The organism is Kosakonia sp. YIM B13588 (assembly GCF_042788165.1).
In the GTDB taxonomy this organism is placed as follows: Bacteria; Pseudomonadota; Gammaproteobacteria; order Enterobacterales; family Enterobacteriaceae; genus Kosakonia; species Kosakonia sacchari.
The window spans coordinates 72,934-89,809 of the sequence record NZ_JBHZPO010000012.1 but is presented as its reverse complement, the minus strand read 5'-3'; the positions used below and the strand labels follow the sequence as shown (position 1 = coordinate 89,809).

Here is a 16,876-nt window from a genome sequence, read left to right as displayed (position 1 = left end):
TCGAGCTCGTACAAAAAACAGACAACTCATTGCACAAAACGGAGAGCAGAAAATGAAATTTACGTACAGAGGTGAAATATAAGAGGCTAATAATTAAAAAGCGGGGAATTCGATACAGGCGATGGATTTTCCTCCTCATCAGAAAAGATAAAGGGAATAAAAACGTTAAATTAAGAAAGAAAATCAATATCGAAAAAAAATACTCAATTCAAACAATGCAGAAAATAAAATTCAAAATTTAATTCCTGCTTAATACCACATGACATCGGCTGGGTTCATTTCGACTCCCTCACCTATTACCACGGAATGATCCGATGTACTGAGCAGACGGTAATAGCCCTGAAACAGGCCATTACCGTTTTCATGCTTCAGCGTTTATGCGCCCTTCTCTTCACAAACATGCTCTTCGTAATTACATATCTGATAACGCGAAGGCCAGATTGCCTCTGGCCTGGTTTCCAACGCTTCGGCAATTAACCGCTCCCCTTTCGGCCAGTGCCGGGTTAAGGCATTGGCGAGCGTGGATGAAGCCAGCCCCGATTCGCGGGAAAGCGCCGCCAACGAGGTTCCTTTTTTCTTTAAACCCGCAATGATATCCGCCGGATGCCAGTCGTGGTGTTCCATTGTAATGCTCCTTTTCATGTTGACTATGAGTCATAGTCATAGCACAAGCTTTTAGAATTGTGACTAATAGTCCGTGGACTTATAGTCAGCAAAAAACAATGCTGTACGCATGAAAAATTCTGAAAATATCAAAGTCCTGTTAGGACAACGTGTCAGAACATTGCGTACGCAAGCGGGGCTTTCTCAGGAAGGCTTTGCGGAGAAGTGCGGCCTTGATCGCACCTATATCAGCGGCATCGAACGCGGCATCCGGAATCCGACCTTAGAAATTCTCTATATTCTTGCGACAGCCCTCCACACTGAACTCACCACACTGTTCACATTTGATGAATCTGACTGATCGGCGCACTTGATAATCGGATCACCACACAGCTAATTATGTGACTCATCGTCCGTGGTCTGATAAGCAACGAAGTACGATGCTGTCGGGCATGAAAAATACAAAAGATATTACAGTCCGTTTTGGACAACGCGTAAAAACCCTCCGCTTAGAACGAGGGCTTTCTCAGGAAGCTTTCGCCGACAAATGTGGGTTGGATCGCACTTATATTAGTGGGATTGAACGAGGGGTAAGGAATCCAACGCTGGAAGTTATTGCGGTTATTGCCGATGGGTTGGGCGTGAGGTTAGATAATCTATTTGAATTTTAAAAAACTACCTTTTGAAAAAATAAATTAAACCATACTGTTCTGAAATTATAATAAAGCGCGATACCAGCTTAGTTTTAATAGATAGACAATCATTAGCAAAGGCTATCTGTCTGGAGTGATATTATCATTTAAAAAAACCAGCAGCCGTAAGGCTTGCTGGTTTTTTTAGAGCACAACTGCTTAATCAGCAGGAGCTAAATCTTATTCCCACTCAATAGTAGCTGGCGGTTTTCCGCTGATGTCATACACCACGCGGGAAATACCGTTCACTTCGTTGATGATGCGGTTGGAGACGCGGCCGAGGAAATCGTACGGCAGATGCGCCCAGTGTGCGGTCATAAAGTCGATGGTTTCTACTGCACGCAGCGAGACAACCCAGTCGTATTTACGACCGTCGCCCATCACGCCCACGGAACGAACCGGCAGGAACACGGTGAACGCCTGGCTCACTTTGTTGTAGAGATCGGCTTTATGCAGCTCTTCGATAAAGATCGCATCAGCGCGGCGCAGCAGGTCGCAGTATTCTTTCTTCACTTCACCCAGCACGCGAACACCGAGGCCCGGCCCCGGGAACGGATGGCGGTACAGCATGTCGTACGGCAGGCCCAGTTCCAGACCAATTTTACGCACTTCATCTTTGAACAGCTCACGCAGCGGTTCAACCAGCCCCATCTTCATCTCTTTCGGCAAGCCGCCCACGTTGTGGTGAGATTTGATAACGTGCGCTTTACCGGTTGCCGAAGCAGCGGATTCGATCACGTCCGGGTAGATGGTGCCCTGTGCCAGCCATTTCACGTCTTCCAGCTTCAGTGCTTCTTCATCGAACACTTCCACGAACACACGGCCGATGATCTTACGTTTTGCTTCCGGATCGTTCTCACCGGCCAGTGCAGCCAGGAAACGCGCTTCGCCTTCAACGTGAACAATGTTCAGACCGAAGTGGTCGCCAAACATATCCATCACCTGCTGAGCTTCGTTCAGACGCAGCAGACCGTTGTCCACGAACACGCAGGTCAGATTTTTGCCGATGGCGCGGTGCAGCAGCATTGCGGTCACAGAAGAGTCCACGCCGCCGGAGAGGCCGAGGATTACTTTATCGTCGCCAACCTGCTGGCGGATGCGCTCAACGGCATCATCGATGATTTTTGCCGGCGTCCACAGCGCTTCACATTCGCAGATGTCGCGCACGAAGCGTTCCAGCATACGCAGGCCCTGGCGGGTGTGGGTTACTTCCGGGTGGAACTGCACGCCGTAGAAGCGTTTTTCTTCGTTCGCCATGATGGCGAACGGGCAGCTTTCGGTGCTGGCAACGGTAACGAAGTCAGACGGGATCGCCGTCACTTTGTCGCCGTGGCTCATCCACACGTCCAGCAGCACTTTGCCTTCTGCGGTCAGCGAATCTTCAATGCCGCGAACCAGCGCGCTGTCGGTCTGTACTTCAACCTGCGCGTAGCCGAATTCACGCTCGTTAGAACCTTCAACGTGGCCGCCGAGCTGCATCGCCATGGTCTGCATGCCGTAGCAGACGCCCAGCACCGGCACGCCAGCTTCAAACACATATTGCGGTGCGCGCGGGCTGTTGTCTTCGGTGGTGCTTTCCGGGCCGCCGGAAAGGATGATGCCGCTTGGATTGAAGTCGCGGATCTGCGCTTCGGTGACATCCCACGCCCACAGTTCGCAGTAAACGCCCAGTTCACGCACGCGGCGCGCAACCAGTTGGGTGTACTGAGAACCAAAATCGAGGATAAGAATACGATGTTTATGAATGTTGTCCGTCATTGACGTTACTTCCGAGGCAAGTTACGAAAGCGCCCGGTGAGAGCACCGGGCGCGAAAATCATTAAGAACCCATGCGGTAGTTCGGGGATTCCTTGGTGATGGTCACGTCGTGAACGTGGCTTTCCTGAATGCCCGCGCCACTGATGCGCACGAATTCCGCTTTGGTGCGCAGGTCGTCGATAGTACCACAGCCGGTCAGACCCATACAGGAGCGCAGGCCGCCCATCTGCTGGTGAATGATCTCTTTCAGGCGGCCTTTATAAGCCACGCGGCCTTCGATACCTTCCGGCACCAGTTTGTCGGCAGCGTTATCGCTCTGGAAGTAGCGGTCAGAAGAGCCTTTGGACATCGCGCCCAGCGAGCCCATGCCACGGTAGGATTTGTAAGAACGGCCCTGGTAGAGTTCGATTTCGCCCGGGGATTCTTCAGTACCGGCAAGCATTGAGCCAACCATCACGGCGGCAGCACCTGCGGCGATCGCTTTGGCGATGTCGCCAGAGAAACGGATACCGCCGTCAGCGATAACCGGAATGCCGGTGCCTTCCAGCGCTTCAACCGCGTCGGAAACGGCGGTGATCTGCGGAACGCCCACACCAGTCACGATACGCGTCGTACAGATGGAGCCAGGGCCGATACCGACTTTCACCGCGCTGACGCCCGCTTCAGCCAGTGCGCGAGCACCTGCGCCAGTCGCTACGTTACCGCCGATGATTTGCAGATCCGGGTATTTGGCACGGGTTTCGCGGATGCGCTGCAACACGCCTTCGGAGTGGCCGTGGGAGGAGTCAATCAGCAGCACGTCAACGCCTGCGGCAACCAGCGCGTCAACGCGCTCTTCGTTGCCCGCGCCAGCACCAACCGCTGCACCAACGCGCAGTTGACCCTGCTCATCTTTACAGGCGTTCGGTTTACGTTCTGCTTTCTGGAAGTCTTTCACGGTGATCATGCCGCGCAGGTGGAAGCTTTCGTCAACAACCAGCGCTTTCTCAACGCGTTTTTCGTGCATTTTAGCGAACACGACTTCGCGGGATTCACCTTCACGCACGGTAACCAGACGCTCTTTCGGCGTCATATACACGCTAACCGGCTGGTTCAGATCGGTAACGAAACGCACGTCACGGCCGGTGATGATGCCGACCAGTTCGTTGTCGTTATTCACCACCGGGTAACCGGCAAAGCCGTTACGTTCGGTCAGCTCTTTCACTTCGCGCAGGGTGGTGGTCGGCAGAACGGTTTGCGGGTCTTTAACCACGCCGGATTCATGTTTCTTCACGCGGCGAACTTCTTCTGCCTGGCGCTCAATCGACATGTTTTTGTGAATAAAGCCAATGCCGCCTTCCTGTGCCAGGGCAATTGCCAGGCGCGCTTCCGTCACGGTATCCATCGCCGCAGAGAGCATGGGAATGTTCAGGCGAATGGTTTTCGTGAGCTGCGTGCTCAAGTCGGCAGTATTCGGCAGAACGGTGGAATGAGCGGGAACGAGGAGGACGTCGTCAAACGTCAGTGCTTCTTTAGCGATACGTAGCATGGGCAATATCTCTGACCTGGGGGGTTAAATATTGCCGTGGCATTATACAGAGCGTAACCGATTGCATCCACACTTTTTTAAGAAAAATACTTGCCATCCCCTCGTTTCGGGTTACTATCGAACGAATAACTTGCTGATTTAGAATTTGATCTGGCTCACATGTCGTCGTTCCAATCCCCCTCAATTTTTACGGTTAGCCGCCTTAATCAGTCGGTGCGCTTACTGCTGGAACGCGAACTCGGCCAGGTGTGGATCAGCGGGGAAATCTCCAACTTTACCCAACCCGCTTCCGGTCACTGGTACTTCACCTTAAAAGACGATACCGCTCAGGTGCGCTGCGCAATGTTCCGCAACAGCAACCGCCGCGTCACGTTTCGCCCGCAGCACGGCCAGCAAGTGCTGGTGCGCGCCAATATCACGCTGTATGAACCGCGCGGCGAATACCAGATTATTGTCGAGAGCATGCAACCGGCTGGTGAAGGCCTGCTGCAACAAAAATATGAGCAACTTAAAGCTAAGCTCGCGGCCGAAGGGCTGTTCGACCAGCAATTCAAAAAACCACTGCCCTCCCCCGCCCATTGCGTTGGTGTTATCACCTCGAAAACCGGTGCCGCGCTGCACGATATTCTGCATGTGCTGAAACGCCGCGATCCGTCACTGCCGGTGGTGATTTACCCGACTGCGGTACAAGGCGAAGATGCGCCCGCGCAGATTGTGCGCGCCATTGAGCTGGCGAATGTCCGCGAAGAGTGCGACGTACTGATTGTCGGTCGCGGCGGCGGTTCGCTGGAAGATTTGTGGAGCTTTAACGACGAACACGTAGCGCGGGCGATTTTCGCCAGCCGCATTCCGGTAGTCAGCGCCGTTGGGCACGAAACCGACGTGACCATTGCCGATTTTGTTGCCGACCTGCGCGCACCAACGCCCTCTGCGGCGGCAGAAATTGTCAGCCGTAACCAGCTGGAGCTACTGCGCCAGGTTCAGGCGATGCAGCAGCGTTTAGAGATGTCGATGGATTATTATCTGGCAGGCCGCAGCCGCCGTTTCGCCCAGTTACACCATCGTCTGCAACAACAGCACCCGCAACTGCGGCTGGCGCGTCAGCAAACCGTGCTGGAACGCCTGCAACAGCGCATGCACAACGCGCTGGATAATCAGTTAAAACGCGCGTCCGTGCGCCAGCAGCGCGTACTGCAACGCCTGAATCAACAAAACCCGCAGCCGCGTATTCACCGGGCGCAAAGCCGTATTCAGCAACTGGAATATCGTCTGAGCCAGAATATTCGTGACCGCTTAAGCAGCACGCGTGAACGCTTCGGTTCGGCAATCACCCACCTGGAAGCGGTCAGCCCACTGGCAACGCTGGCGCGTGGCTACAGCGTAACGACGGCAACCGACGGCAAAGTGCTGAAACAGACCAAACAGGTAAAAGCGGGTGACAAACTAACCACGCGGCTGAATGACGGCTGGGTGGAGAGCGAAGTCAGCGCCGTCACGCCCGTGAAAAAAACGCGCCAACGTAAATCCTCTTAATTAGCGCGCTCAATAAATCAGACGAGCCTATACTTTTTGTTGTTCTTTTTTGTTTTATCAAGGAGATCAACATGAATGCACGTCATCCGTACAATGTTATCCCGCCCTATATCCTGCGCCGCATTATCGACAATGGTTCTGAACTTCAGCAACGCTGCGCCCGCCAGACCTTAACGCATGTACAAACGTTGATGGCGCACAGCCACGGCAAAGTCGATGCGCCGCTGGTCACTTCGCCAGGCGAACTGGTACGCGATATTTATGACGCCCAGCAAAAAGAGACGTTGCCCGGCGAGCAAGTGCGCTATGAGGGCCAGCCACCGACGGGTGATGTCGCTGTCACCGAAGCGTACGACTACTTGGGTGTCACCCACGATTTCTTCTGGCAGGTTTATCAGCGCAACTCGCTGGATAACCAGGGGCTCATTCTCAGCGGCACCGTGCATTACGGTAAGGATTATCAGAACGCTTTCTGGAATGGTCAACAAATGGTGTTTGGCGACGGTGATGGCGAGATCTTCAACCGTTTTACCATTGCCATTGACGTGGTGGCGCATGAACTGAGCCACGGCGTCACAGAAACGGAAGCCGGGCTGATCTACTTTGAACAAGCTGGCGCGTTAAATGAATCATTATCCGATGTGTTCGGTTCGCTGGTAAAACAGTACCACCAGCAGCAGACGGCGGATCAGGCGGACTGGATCATTGGTGAAGGCTTGCTGGCAAAAGGCATTCATGGCAAGGGGCTGCGTTCGATGTCGAAGCCGGGGACGGCTTATGACGACCCGTTACTGGGTAAAGATCCGCAGCCTGCGCATATGAAAGATTTTATTAAAACGCGTGAGGATAACGGCGGCGTACACCTGAATTCCGGCATTCCTAACCGGGCATTTTACCTGGCGGCAGCCGCTATAGGCGGCTATGCATGGGAAAAAGCCGGATACGCCTGGTATGACACCGTGTGTGATAAGTCGCTGGCGCAAAATGCCGATTTCGCGACCTTCGCCAAATTCACCATCAAACATGGCGAAAAACGGTCCGGCAAGAAAATCGCCGCTGCTATCGAACAGGCGTGGAAAGATGTCGGAGTTTTATGATGAACGAACCCGAATTAACCGACGATGCGGTAGTGGAGCTAGCCCGTGAAGGCGGGCTGGCTTACATTCCCAAACTGAGCGGCGCGCGTAAAATTGTCATCGCCCAACTCAGTGCGGAGCAGCGCCAGCGGCTGGTGGATATATTGCATCAGACGCTCCCGCTTGCAGAGCCGCCAGGCCAGCCGGACTCGCCGGGCCGCGGCGATCAGCGTTTCTACCGTTTGCAGATAACCTGGACCACCCAGCAAACGGATGTGTTGCTGCTTATCCCGGAAAGCAAAGCGCCACCGTCGTTTGTCGAACTGTGGCGCGAAGGGGAAGACTGTATTTGCAAACCTTAGAGCAGCGTATATTCGACGCGTTTTTTCGAAATCAGCCCGTGGCCGTGCTGGCAGAAAAAATCCACCGCGCCACAGGCTTTTAATACTTCCAGAGGCTGGTGGCACTCCGGGCAATTTGCTTGTACTTCAATGTTTTTGCCGCAGCCGTCGCAGTGGGCATGTGTTCCCACTATTTGCAGCGGGTTATGGCAAGTCGGGCAGGTAAGTTCCATAAGGCGCTCCTTAATTTTTCTCGGCGTTTATCATACACCGCTGGCGACAAAAAACCCGCCTGCAGACGGGTTAAGTGCCGCGTCAGGTTTGGTTTGCTATTCGCCCACCATCACGAAGCGGGAGCTCTCGAATGCCTGATAAATCCGCTGAGAAGGAAATGCCGGGAATACCGCCCGTTGAGCTGCGGTTTTCAACGCTGCGCAGTAAGCTTTATTCCCTTCTCTGGTCTCGATATTGTTCAGTTTGCCATCATAAGCAAATTCCAGATGTAAGCGGCATTTTTTCCCTTTCCAGACAGAACGATCGGTAAGCCGGGATTCGATAGCGTTTTTTATCGCGCGGGCCTGTTTCCCGTACTCATCCTGGTCGGTAAAGCGCCCGGAGTCGCAACTGCCAAGCGCAGTGGTTTTATGGCAACCGGAGGGGTGAAGCGGTGTGCAACCTGCCACTACACTGCCCAGCAGTATTAACAGTAAAATCTTCTTCATTTCATATCCCTTTTGAAATTATTTATTGAAGCCAGTTATTAACCCGTTGTTTTTATAGCTATAAAGAGTGTACTGCTATCGACAGGCTGAAACAGCGCCTGAATTTTGTAGGTGAGCCAATTCTGGCAAACAAAAAACCCGCCAGGCGGCGGGTTTGAAGCAAGTGATTACTTACTTTTTTTGATGTGTTTAATCAGGCGCTTACGTTTACGCATCTGGTTCGGGGTCAGGGTGTTACGTTTTTCAGCAAACGGGTTTTCCCCTTCTTTGAACTGAATACGGATTGGCGTACCCATCACATCCAGCGATTTGCGGAAATAGTTCATCAAATAGCGTTTGTAAGAATCCGGCAAGTCTTTCACCTGGTTGCCGTGGATCACCACAATCGGCGGGTTATAACCACCGGCGTGGGCATATTTCAGCTTCACGCGACGACCACGCACCAGCGGCGGCTGATGATCTTCCGCCGCCATGTTCATAATACGGGTCAGCAGCGCGGTGCTCACGCGACGGGTGGAGCTGTCATAAGCTTCGCGAACGGATTCAAACAGGTTGCCAACACCGCTGCCGTGCAGCGCAGAAATAAAGTGCACGCGGGCGAAATCAATAAAGCCCAGGCGGTAATCCAGCGTCTCTTTCACCTGCTCTTTCACTTCCTGGCTCAGACCGTCCCATTTATTGACGACGATAACCAGCGAACGACCGCTGTTAAGAATAAAGCCGAGCAGCGATAAATCCTGATCGGAGATACCTTCACGGGCATCAATGACCAGCAGCACAACGTTAGCATCTTCAATCGCTTGCAGCGTTTTGATAACCGAGAACTTTTCTACTACATCGGTGATTTTGCCGCGCTTACGCACCCCTGCGGTGTCGATAAGTACGTACTCACGCTCATCGCGCTGCATCGGAATGTAGATGCTGTCTCGCGTGGTGCCCGGCATGTCGTACACCACCACGCGGTCTTCACCAAGAATGCGGTTAGTTAGTGTGGACTTACCGACGTTGGGACGCCCCACGATGGCCAGTTTGATTGGCAGATCCTGCGGGTTGAAATCGTCTTCCGGCTCTTCTTTCTCGCCGTTTTCGTTGGCTTCGAACTGCGCCCAGTATTCCGCCTCTTCGTCCACAACTTCCGGCGGGTTCAGCTCATCCATCCACGGCATCAGCACGTGCTCCAGCAAGCTGGTAACACCGCGCCCGTGGGAAGCGGCGATAGCGTGGATTTCGCCCAGACCGAGGGAGTAAAAATCTGCTGTTGCCTGATCCGGATCCAGACCATCGGTTTTGTTCGCCACCAGGAAGGTCGGTTTTTCGCGTGAACGCAGATGTTTGGCAATGGCCGAATCGGCAGGCATCAGCCCCGCGCGCGCATCGACCATAAACAGCACGACATCGGCTTCTTCAATCGCCAGCAGCGACTGTTCCGCCATACGTGTTTCCACGCCGTCTTCGGTGCCATCGATACCACCGGTATCGATGCAGATAAATTCGCGGCCTTCAACTTCAGCACGACCGTACTTACGGTCACGAGTCAGACCCGGGAAATCCGCCACCAGCGCATCACGGGTGCGTGTTAAACGGTTAAATAGCGTGGATTTTCCAACGTTAGGGCGCCCGACAAGCGCGACCACAGGTACCATGTTTAAAGCCTCATTACAGAAAATTCATTAGCAAAACGTCGCGGGTTGCGCGCCGTTTTAAAAACAGGAAAACGGCTCCTGCAACAGGAGCCGTCTTCAGGAACGACAAACCCGACGCGCTTAGCGCGAAAGGGCGTACACTGTGCCGTCTTTTGCCTGGATCAGCAGTTTGCCACCGGCAACCACCGGCTCGGTCAGGAAACCGGAGCTGTCGACTTTTTGCTGCGCGACAAAACGCCCATCTTCGACGTTAATCCAGTGCACGTAGCCTTCGCTATCGCCTGTCACAATGTAACCATTATACAACGCCGGAGCGGTAAGGTTACGGTGCAGCAGATCACTTTGTGTCCACAGGGTTACGCCGCCGTCAGTAGTCAGCGCCAGAACACGATCGCTCTGGTCAATCATATAGATGCGGTTACCATCAACCACGAAATCGCTCACTGAACCCAGCTCGCGTTTCCACATAATCTGGCCGCTACGCAGATCCAGCGCCGTCATGTTGCCATTATAGGCCAGCGCGTATACCACGTTACCAACAACAACCGGCGTGGTGTCGACATCGCTCAGACGATCGATCTCTGTCGGGCCGTTAGCCTGGGAGATGCGCTGCTGCCAAATCATCTGACCCTGCTGCATCAATACCGCGCTCACGCGACCATTATCGCCGCCGACAATGGCAGCGCCAAAGGCGGAAGTCGGAGCAGATTCACCGCGCAGAGAAAGCGCAGGCATATCGAGGTTGACGGTCCATTTGGATGCACCATCGCTTTCGTTCAGCGCCTGCAACTGCCCGTTGCTGGTGTGGATCAGCACTAAACCGTCGCTCACGACCGGGCGAGAAAGCGCTTCACCAGCGACTTTCGTCTTCCACGCCTGCGAACCATCGCTGGTATTCAATGCATAAACCTGCGCTTTTTCGCTGCCCACATAAACATGGCCACCGGAAACGGTCACACCGCCAGAAAGCAGTGCAGCACGAGTGGAGAACCAGCCATCTTTTTCAGCCAGGTTAACCGACCAAATTTCATGGCCATCTTCAATGCTAACCGCTTTCACTACACCGTGACGATCGGCGGCGTAAACCACGCCATCAGCAAACGCCGGATGCAGGTTAGAGTAGAAGTCACCAATACCGTTACCCACGGAGGTGCTCCATGACGTAGTCGGTGTGAACTGGTTTTCAACCACCGGCAACGGGGACATTTTGACAACGTCTTCTTCGCTGTTAAACAGGGAACAGCCGCTCAAAAGCGTGACGGAAAGCAGCCCTGGCAGAAGTAATTTACGCAATTGCATCGGGTCCCTCTTAGATGGACAAATTATTGATTTTCATCTGCATCATTTCACTCAGCGCAGGAGAAGCATTGTTTTTAATGCCGTTTTCCCATGCGGTGCGCGCGCCTTGTTTATCGCCTTTGCTCAGCAGTGCTTCGCCGCGCAGATCGGCAACAATCGCTGACCAGCTTTCCGCTTTGACAGCATCCAGCGTTTTCAGCGCAGCGTCTTGTTGCTTTTGCTGTACCTGAATGCGCGCCAGGCGCACATTGATTATCGACTTGAGATTTTCATCATTCGTCGCAGCCAGCCCTTGTTGCAGCTGAGCGGCAGCTTTATCCAGCTCGTTCTTCTCAACGTATTGCTGCGCCAGTTCCAGCGACGCCAGCGCGCCGTAGGTGTTTTTGTTGTCAGCAGCGAATTTTTCTGCCGCTGTGAACGACTCTGGTTTGCCCGCCGAAAGCGCGGTCACCGCGTTTTCATACGCCTGTGAAGAGGCTCTCGCCGTGTCCGCCTGATGGCCGTTCCAGTAGCGCCAGCCAACCAGCGCACCAATACCCAAAACGACGCCAACGGCCAGCGCTTTACCATTCTCGGCAAAGAAGCGCTTAATCGCGTCTACCTGGTCGTTTTCGTTTTCGTAAATTTCCACGCAGTCCTTCTCCTTAACGATAATTCACCGGGGAGATTAGCCCAGTAGTGTGCGCAAATGCGCCGCAACGCTCTCCTGCGTTACCGTACTCTGCTCACCAGAGCGTAAATCCTTCACCACAACATTACCGTCGGCAATTTCAGTTTCACCGAGCACCAGTGCGACGCGAGCGCCCCACTTGTCCGCGCGAGCAAATTGCTTTTTAAAATTGCCGCCGCCGTGGTTCATCATCAGCCGTACGCCAGGTAACGCATCGCGCACCTGTTCACCCAACTGCATAGCAGCGGATTGCGTATTGGCGCCAGACGCCACCAGGTATATATCGACAACGGATTCTGCTTTAAATTCCGGATTAACTGCCTGAACTAACAAAACAAGTCGTTCAAGACCCATTGCGAAGCCAACCGCCGGGGTCGCGCGACCACCAAGCTGCTCCACCAGGCCGTCATAACGACCGCCTGCGCAAACGGTGCCTTGCGCGCCAAGACTGGTGGTTACCCACTCGAAAACAGTGCGATTGTAGTAATCCAGACCGCGCACCAGGCGCTGGTTGACCGTATAAGCGATACCCGCAGCATCGAGGAATGCGCAAAGACCTGCGAAGTGTTCGCGGGACTCGTCATCAAGGTAGTCACCCAGTTTCGGTGCATCGTTCAGCAACGCCTGAATGTCCTGGTTTTTGGTATCCAGTACGCGCAGCGGGTTGGTATACATACGACGCAGGCAGTCTTCGTCCAGCTTATCTTTATGCTGCTCGAGGAAAGCTACCAGCGCATCGCGATAGGTCGCACGCGCTTCGAGCGAACCAATAGAGTTGAGTTCAAGGGCAACGTGCGAAGCAATGCCCAGCTCGCGCCACCAGCGGGCGGTAAGCATAATCAGCTCGGCATCGATATCCGGCCCCTGCAGGCCAAATACTTCCACACCCAACTGATGGAATTGACGGTAGCGCCCTTTCTGCGGACGCTCGTAGCGGAACATCGGCCCAACGTACCACAAGCGCTGTTCCTGATTGTACAGCAGACCATGCTCGATGCCGGCGCGTACGCAGCCCGCGGTACCTTCGGGACGCAATGTCAGGCTGTCGCCGTTGCGATCGTCAAAGGTATACATCTCTTTTTCAACCACGTCGGTCACTTCACCGATCGCGCGTTTGAACAGCGGGGTCTGCTCTACAATCGGCAAACGGATTTCACTGTAACCGTAGCTGCCGAGCACGTTTTTTAAAGTGCCTTCAATGCGCTGCCAGATGGCGGTTTCGCCAGGCAGATAATCGTTCATGCCGCGAATGGCTTGAATATTTTTTGCCACGTTTATTCTCTTTATTAATACAAAAAATGAACCCTCGGGGCCGCGACGAACAACGGGTCGCGCCGGGCGGGTTCATCATACACGGGAAGCCTGCCGCTTCCCAGCAACCTTATTTTTCTACCTGTTGCACATCGATACGACGCGCTTCATCCAGCATCGACGCTTTCGCGCGAATGCGGGCTTCAAGCTGGCTGATCATATCGCTGTTATCGAGGCGATCTTTGCGCACACCATCTTCATACAGGCCGCTTTTCTTGTTGCCACCGGTCACACCCAGCGTGGAAACCAGCGCTTCGCCAGGGCCATTGACCACGCAACCGATAATGGAGACATCCATCGGCGTGATGATATCTTCCAGCCGCTGTTCAAGGGCATTGACCGTACCGATAACGTCAAATTCCTGGCGGGAACAGGTCGGACAGGCGATAAAGTTAATACCGCGAGAACGGATACGCAGGGATTTCAGGATGTCGAAACCGACTTTGATCTCTTCCACCGGATCGGCCGCCAGCGAAATACGCAGCGTGTCGCCAATTCCTTCGGAGAGCAGCAGACCTAAGCCAATCGCGGATTTCACCGCGCCTGCGCGCGCGCCACCGGCTTCGGTGATCCCCAGATGCAGCGGTTGATCGATCTGTTTTGCCAGCAGGCGATAGGATTCAACAGCGAGGAATACGTCCGATGCTTTCACGCTGACTTTGAACTGATCGAAGTTCAGGCGATCAAGATGATCGACATGGCGCATAGCGGATTCGAGCAGCGCTTGCGGCGTTGGCTCGCCGTACTTTTCCTGCAGATCTTTTTCCAGCGAACCGGCATTAACGCCGATGCGGATCGGGATGTTTTTATCGCGCGCGCAATCAACAACGGTGCGAATACGCTCTTCGTTGCCGATGTTTCCGGGGTTAATACGCAGGCAGTCAACGCCATATTCGGCGACTTTCAGCGCAATGCGGTAGTCAAAATGGATGTCCGCAACCAGCGGGACACTCACTTGTTGTTTGATCAACTTGAATGCTTCCGCCGCGTCCATGGTCGGGACGGAGACACGGACGATATCCGCGCCGACGCGCTCAAGCGCCTTGATTTGATTGACCGTAGCTTCAACATCCGTGGTACGGGTGTTTGTCATGGACTGCACGGCGATGGGCGCGCCATCGCCAATGGGCACATTACCAACGTAAATCCGTTTCGATTTCCGACGCTGAATCGGGGCCTGGTTATGCATGAAAAATCTCCCGCGTTGCCCGTCTGTTACTGTGCTGCTGATTGTTCGGCATTGAGGGTCAGACGCGCAACCTGGTTAGTTCTGATAAAACGGCTCAGATCGACAGGTTTACCCTGATACTGAATCTGAACGGCTGACGGCGCGCCAATTTTCAGCTTATATGGCGCCTGGCCGGTTAAATTGAGCGTGGCGTCTTTACGTTGCAAGCCACTGAATAATTTCTTCCCGGTGGCATCGCTCACTTCCAGCCAGCAATCGGCAGTAAAGTTCATCACCAGTGCGTTAGTATCCGCTTGCGCACCTGCGACACCGGCCTGGCTGGTCGGTAACTGCGCGGCGCTCGCAGGAGCGGCAGGCTGCTGCATGGTGTCGACATTTGCCTGCGACGGTGCAACAACGGTGTTCTGGTTTGCGGTAGTAGCAGGGGTTTGCGGCGCGCTGGCGGCTGGCGTTTGTGCCGTTGCCGACGGGGCTGGCGCTTCAACAGGCGTGCCGGAATTATCAACCGGGTCTGCTGCAGCGGTGTCGTTATTCAGCGGTACGCTTTGCGCGTTGCTGTTGCCCGCGTTCAGTTCCGCAGAAGATTGATCCGCCATATTGGTGATCTCTTGCTGCTGCGCTTTGTGGTTATCCCACCACCATGCGCCCGTCAGACCGATGGCGACCAGAAACACCAGCCAGGTGATGAAACTCATCATCCAGCCACCGCGTTTTTTGCGCGGCTTGCCTAAAGCAAAGGTCTGCATTGGCGCAACTTTTGCCGCTCTGACCGGCGCTTGTTTTTCAAGAATCGGCAGCAGCTCTTCTTCAGGAATGTGCACCAGGCGGGCATAGGAGCGGATGTAACCGCGTACAAAAGTCGAAGCCAGATCGGCAGGCGACCGGTCCTCTTCGATATCGCGTACCGTGGAAACCTTCAGGCACAAGCGCTCTGCAACCGCTTGCTGGCTGAGTCCAAGTTGTTCACGGGCGTTGCGCAGACGTACGCCAGTGGTTTGTGCTTCATTTTGGTCGTGAGTGGCTTCAGTATTCATTCGCTACAACTACTGGTACGTGAAAATTAAACATTCAGGCGCGCATAACCGCAATGCCTACACGCGCCGCGAAAAAACCGGGTCGGTTAAACCTGGCCCACAGTATAGGACTGTCAGGCTCGTCATAACAGAACAGCTTTCAGCACTTTTTGCTAAGCCGTTGTTCCATCACTACATACTGCCTTAAAGTCAGGAGAAACGCACCGTAATTATTAATGGCCTGTATGTGTACAGGCCAAATAGTCGACATTTTCACAAAATGCAGCATATTCTTCGCGCTGCAACTTATGATTATAGTGCCTTGATCTCAATCGGCTCGCCCTGCATACGCTTACGCATCGTACGTTTAGTACGGTCGATCACATCGCCCGCCAACTGACCACACGCGGCATCGATATCATCGCCACGCGTTTTACGCACGATGGTGGTGAAACCATAACTCATCAGCACTTTACAGAATCGATCGATACGGCTGTTAGAGCTGCGGCCATAAGGCGCGCCCGGGAACGGGTTCCATGGGATCAGGTTGATCTTGCACGGTGTATCTTTCAGCAACTCCGCCAACTGGTGGGCATGTTCAGTGCCATCGTTGACATGATCCAACATCACATACTCAATGGTTACGCGACCCTGGTTCGCGTTGGATTTTTCCAGATAACGGCGTACAGCGGCGAGGAACGTCTCGATGTTGTACTTTTTGTTGATCGGTACAATTTCATCGCGAATTTCGTCGTTTGGCGCATGCAGAGAGATGGCCAGCGCAACGTCAATCATATCGCCTAATTTATCCAGCGCCGGAACCACGCCGGAGGTGGAGAGCGTAACGCGGCGTTTGGAGAGACCAAAGCCGAAATCATCCAGCATAATCTCCATCGCCGGAACGACGTTGGTCAGGTTGAGCAGTGGCTCGCCCATGCCCATCATCACCACGTTGGTAATGGGGCGGCTGCCGGTGACTTTCGCCGCGCCGATAATTTTCGCCGCGCGCCACACCTGGCCGATAATTTCCGAAACGCGCAGGTTACGGTTAAAGCCCTGCTGAGCCGTGGAGCAGAATTTGCACTCCAGCGCACAACCCACCTGGGAAGAGACGCACAACGTCGCGCGATCCTCTTCCGGAATGTAGACGGTTTCAACGCGCTGATCGCCCACGGCAATCGCCCACTTGATGGTGCCGTCGGAGGAGCGTTGTTCTTCGACCACTTCCGGCGCACGAATTTCGGCGACGTCTTTTAATTTGTTGCGCAGCACTTTGTTGATGTCGGTCATCTCATCAAAGTCGTCGCTGCAATAGTGGTACATCCACTTCATCACCTGATCGGCGCGGAAGGGTTTTTCGCCTAAATTTTTGAAAAATTCACGCATCTGCTGACGGTTTAAATCCAGCAGGTTAATTTTTGCATCTTTGTTTGGCACCGTGAGAGCGTCGTTCTCAGGCATGACAATTTGTTCAGTCATAATGTATTCCGGCCTCGTT

17 protein-coding genes are annotated in these 16,876 nt (G+C 53.8%); 5 read left to right on the top strand and 12 right to left on the bottom strand.

From position 1 onward, the window contains the following. Positions 1–375: 375 nt before the first annotated feature. Positions 376–624, bottom strand: a complete 249-nt coding sequence (locus tag ACFX4U_RS18785; RefSeq protein ID WP_305735329.1) for a helix-turn-helix transcriptional regulator — start codon at positions 622–624, stop codon at positions 376–378. Between the two features lie 109 nt (positions 625–733). Between ACFX4U_RS18785 and ACFX4U_RS18780 the strand changes: the two genes are divergently transcribed. Both ACFX4U_RS18780 and ACFX4U_RS18775 read left to right on the top strand, forming a co-directional pair. Next, positions 734–964 (top strand): helix-turn-helix domain-containing protein, encoded by a 231-nt coding sequence (locus tag ACFX4U_RS18780; protein ID WP_200550184.1) that lies wholly within the window; start codon positions 734–736, stop codon positions 962–964. 91 nt (positions 965–1,055) lie between these two features. Further along, the gene (locus ACFX4U_RS18775) at positions 1,056–1,274 is read left to right on the top strand and encodes a helix-turn-helix domain-containing protein (protein WP_200550183.1); all 219 of its coding nucleotides are present in this window, start codon (positions 1,056–1,058) and stop codon (positions 1,272–1,274) included. 201 nt (positions 1,275–1,475) lie between these two features. On the opposite strand, the gene guaA is transcribed toward ACFX4U_RS18775, so the two are convergent. After that, complete coding sequence (gene guaA / locus ACFX4U_RS18770; protein WP_017458981.1) at positions 1,476–3,053, bottom strand: glutamine-hydrolyzing GMP synthase; 1,578 nt, start codon at positions 3,051–3,053, stop codon at positions 1,476–1,478. Positions 3,054–3,114: 61 nt separating this feature from the next. Then, positions 3,115–4,581 (bottom strand): IMP dehydrogenase, encoded by a 1,467-nt coding sequence (guaB, locus tag ACFX4U_RS18765; RefSeq protein WP_045510389.1) that lies wholly within the window; start codon positions 4,579–4,581, stop codon positions 3,115–3,117. A gap of 159 nt (positions 4,582–4,740) precedes the next feature. Here guaB and xseA point away from each other — a divergent pair, with 159 nt between their 5' ends. The 3 genes from xseA (at position 4,741) to ACFX4U_RS18750 (ending at position 7,552) form a co-directional block, all read left to right on the top strand. Further along, a complete protein-coding gene (gene xseA, locus ACFX4U_RS18760) occupies positions 4,741–6,114 on the top strand; it encodes an exodeoxyribonuclease VII large subunit (RefSeq protein WP_380218640.1) in 1,374 nt (457 codons plus the stop codon). Between the two features lie 71 nt (positions 6,115–6,185). Further along, positions 6,186–7,211 carry a M4 family metallopeptidase gene (locus tag ACFX4U_RS18755; protein WP_313507613.1) on the top strand — a complete coding sequence of 342 codons (1,026 nt, stop codon included), beginning with the start codon at positions 6,186–6,188 and terminating at the stop codon, positions 7,209–7,211. Beyond that, positions 7,211–7,552, top strand: a complete 342-nt coding sequence (locus ACFX4U_RS18750) for a protealysin inhibitor emfourin (protein ID WP_200551041.1) — start codon at positions 7,211–7,213, stop codon at positions 7,550–7,552. The genes ACFX4U_RS18755 and ACFX4U_RS18750 overlap by 1 nt, the downstream gene beginning before the upstream one ends. On the opposite strand, the gene ACFX4U_RS18745 is transcribed toward ACFX4U_RS18750, so the two are convergent. From ACFX4U_RS18745 to ACFX4U_RS18705, 9 genes are all read right to left on the bottom strand, one after another. Then, entirely contained in the window at positions 7,549–7,764 is a 216-nt protein-coding gene (locus ACFX4U_RS18745; RefSeq protein WP_313507614.1) for a zinc ribbon domain-containing protein, read from the bottom strand. The genes ACFX4U_RS18750 and ACFX4U_RS18745 overlap by 4 nt on opposite strands. Positions 7,765–7,860: 96 nt before the next feature. Beyond that, positions 7,861–8,253: a cell envelope integrity TolA C-terminal domain-containing protein gene (locus tag ACFX4U_RS18740; RefSeq protein ID WP_313507615.1), complete on the bottom strand. Its 393-nt coding sequence runs from the start codon at positions 8,251–8,253 to the stop codon at positions 7,861–7,863. Between the two features lie 167 nt (positions 8,254–8,420). Further along, positions 8,421–9,896 carry a ribosome biogenesis GTPase Der gene (gene der, locus ACFX4U_RS18735; protein ID WP_313507616.1) on the bottom strand — a complete coding sequence of 492 codons (1,476 nt, stop codon included), beginning with the start codon at positions 9,894–9,896 and terminating at the stop codon, positions 8,421–8,423. A 120-nt stretch (positions 9,897–10,016) separates the two neighbouring features. Beyond that, entirely contained in the window at positions 10,017–11,195 is a 1,179-nt protein-coding gene (bamB, locus tag ACFX4U_RS18730; protein ID WP_200550176.1) for an outer membrane protein assembly factor BamB, read from the bottom strand. 10 nt (positions 11,196–11,205) lie between these two features. Beyond that, positions 11,206–11,826 carry a YfgM family protein gene (locus tag ACFX4U_RS18725; RefSeq protein ID WP_305735323.1) on the bottom strand — a complete coding sequence of 207 codons (621 nt, stop codon included), beginning with the start codon at positions 11,824–11,826 and terminating at the stop codon, positions 11,206–11,208. A gap of 36 nt (positions 11,827–11,862) precedes the next feature. Then, complete coding sequence (gene hisS / locus ACFX4U_RS18720; protein ID WP_020454712.1) at positions 11,863–13,137, bottom strand: histidine--tRNA ligase; 1,275 nt, start codon at positions 13,135–13,137, stop codon at positions 11,863–11,865. Positions 13,138–13,246: 109 nt separating this feature from the next. After that, positions 13,247–14,365: a flavodoxin-dependent (E)-4-hydroxy-3-methylbut-2-enyl-diphosphate synthase gene (gene ispG, locus ACFX4U_RS18715; RefSeq protein WP_017458992.1), complete on the bottom strand. Its 1,119-nt coding sequence runs from the start codon at positions 14,363–14,365 to the stop codon at positions 13,247–13,249. A 26-nt stretch (positions 14,366–14,391) separates the two neighbouring features. Continuing rightward, on the bottom strand, positions 14,392–15,399 hold the full coding sequence (gene rodZ / locus ACFX4U_RS18710) for a cytoskeleton protein RodZ (protein WP_313507618.1): 1,008 nt from the start codon (positions 15,397–15,399) through the stop codon (positions 14,392–14,394). Positions 15,400–15,690: 291 nt separating this feature from the next. Further along, on the bottom strand, positions 15,691–16,857 hold the full coding sequence (locus tag ACFX4U_RS18705) for a bifunctional tRNA (adenosine(37)-C2)-methyltransferase TrmG/ribosomal RNA large subunit methyltransferase RlmN (RefSeq protein ID WP_313507619.1): 1,167 nt from the start codon (positions 16,855–16,857) through the stop codon (positions 15,691–15,693). Between the last annotated feature and the right edge of the window lie 19 nt (positions 16,858–16,876).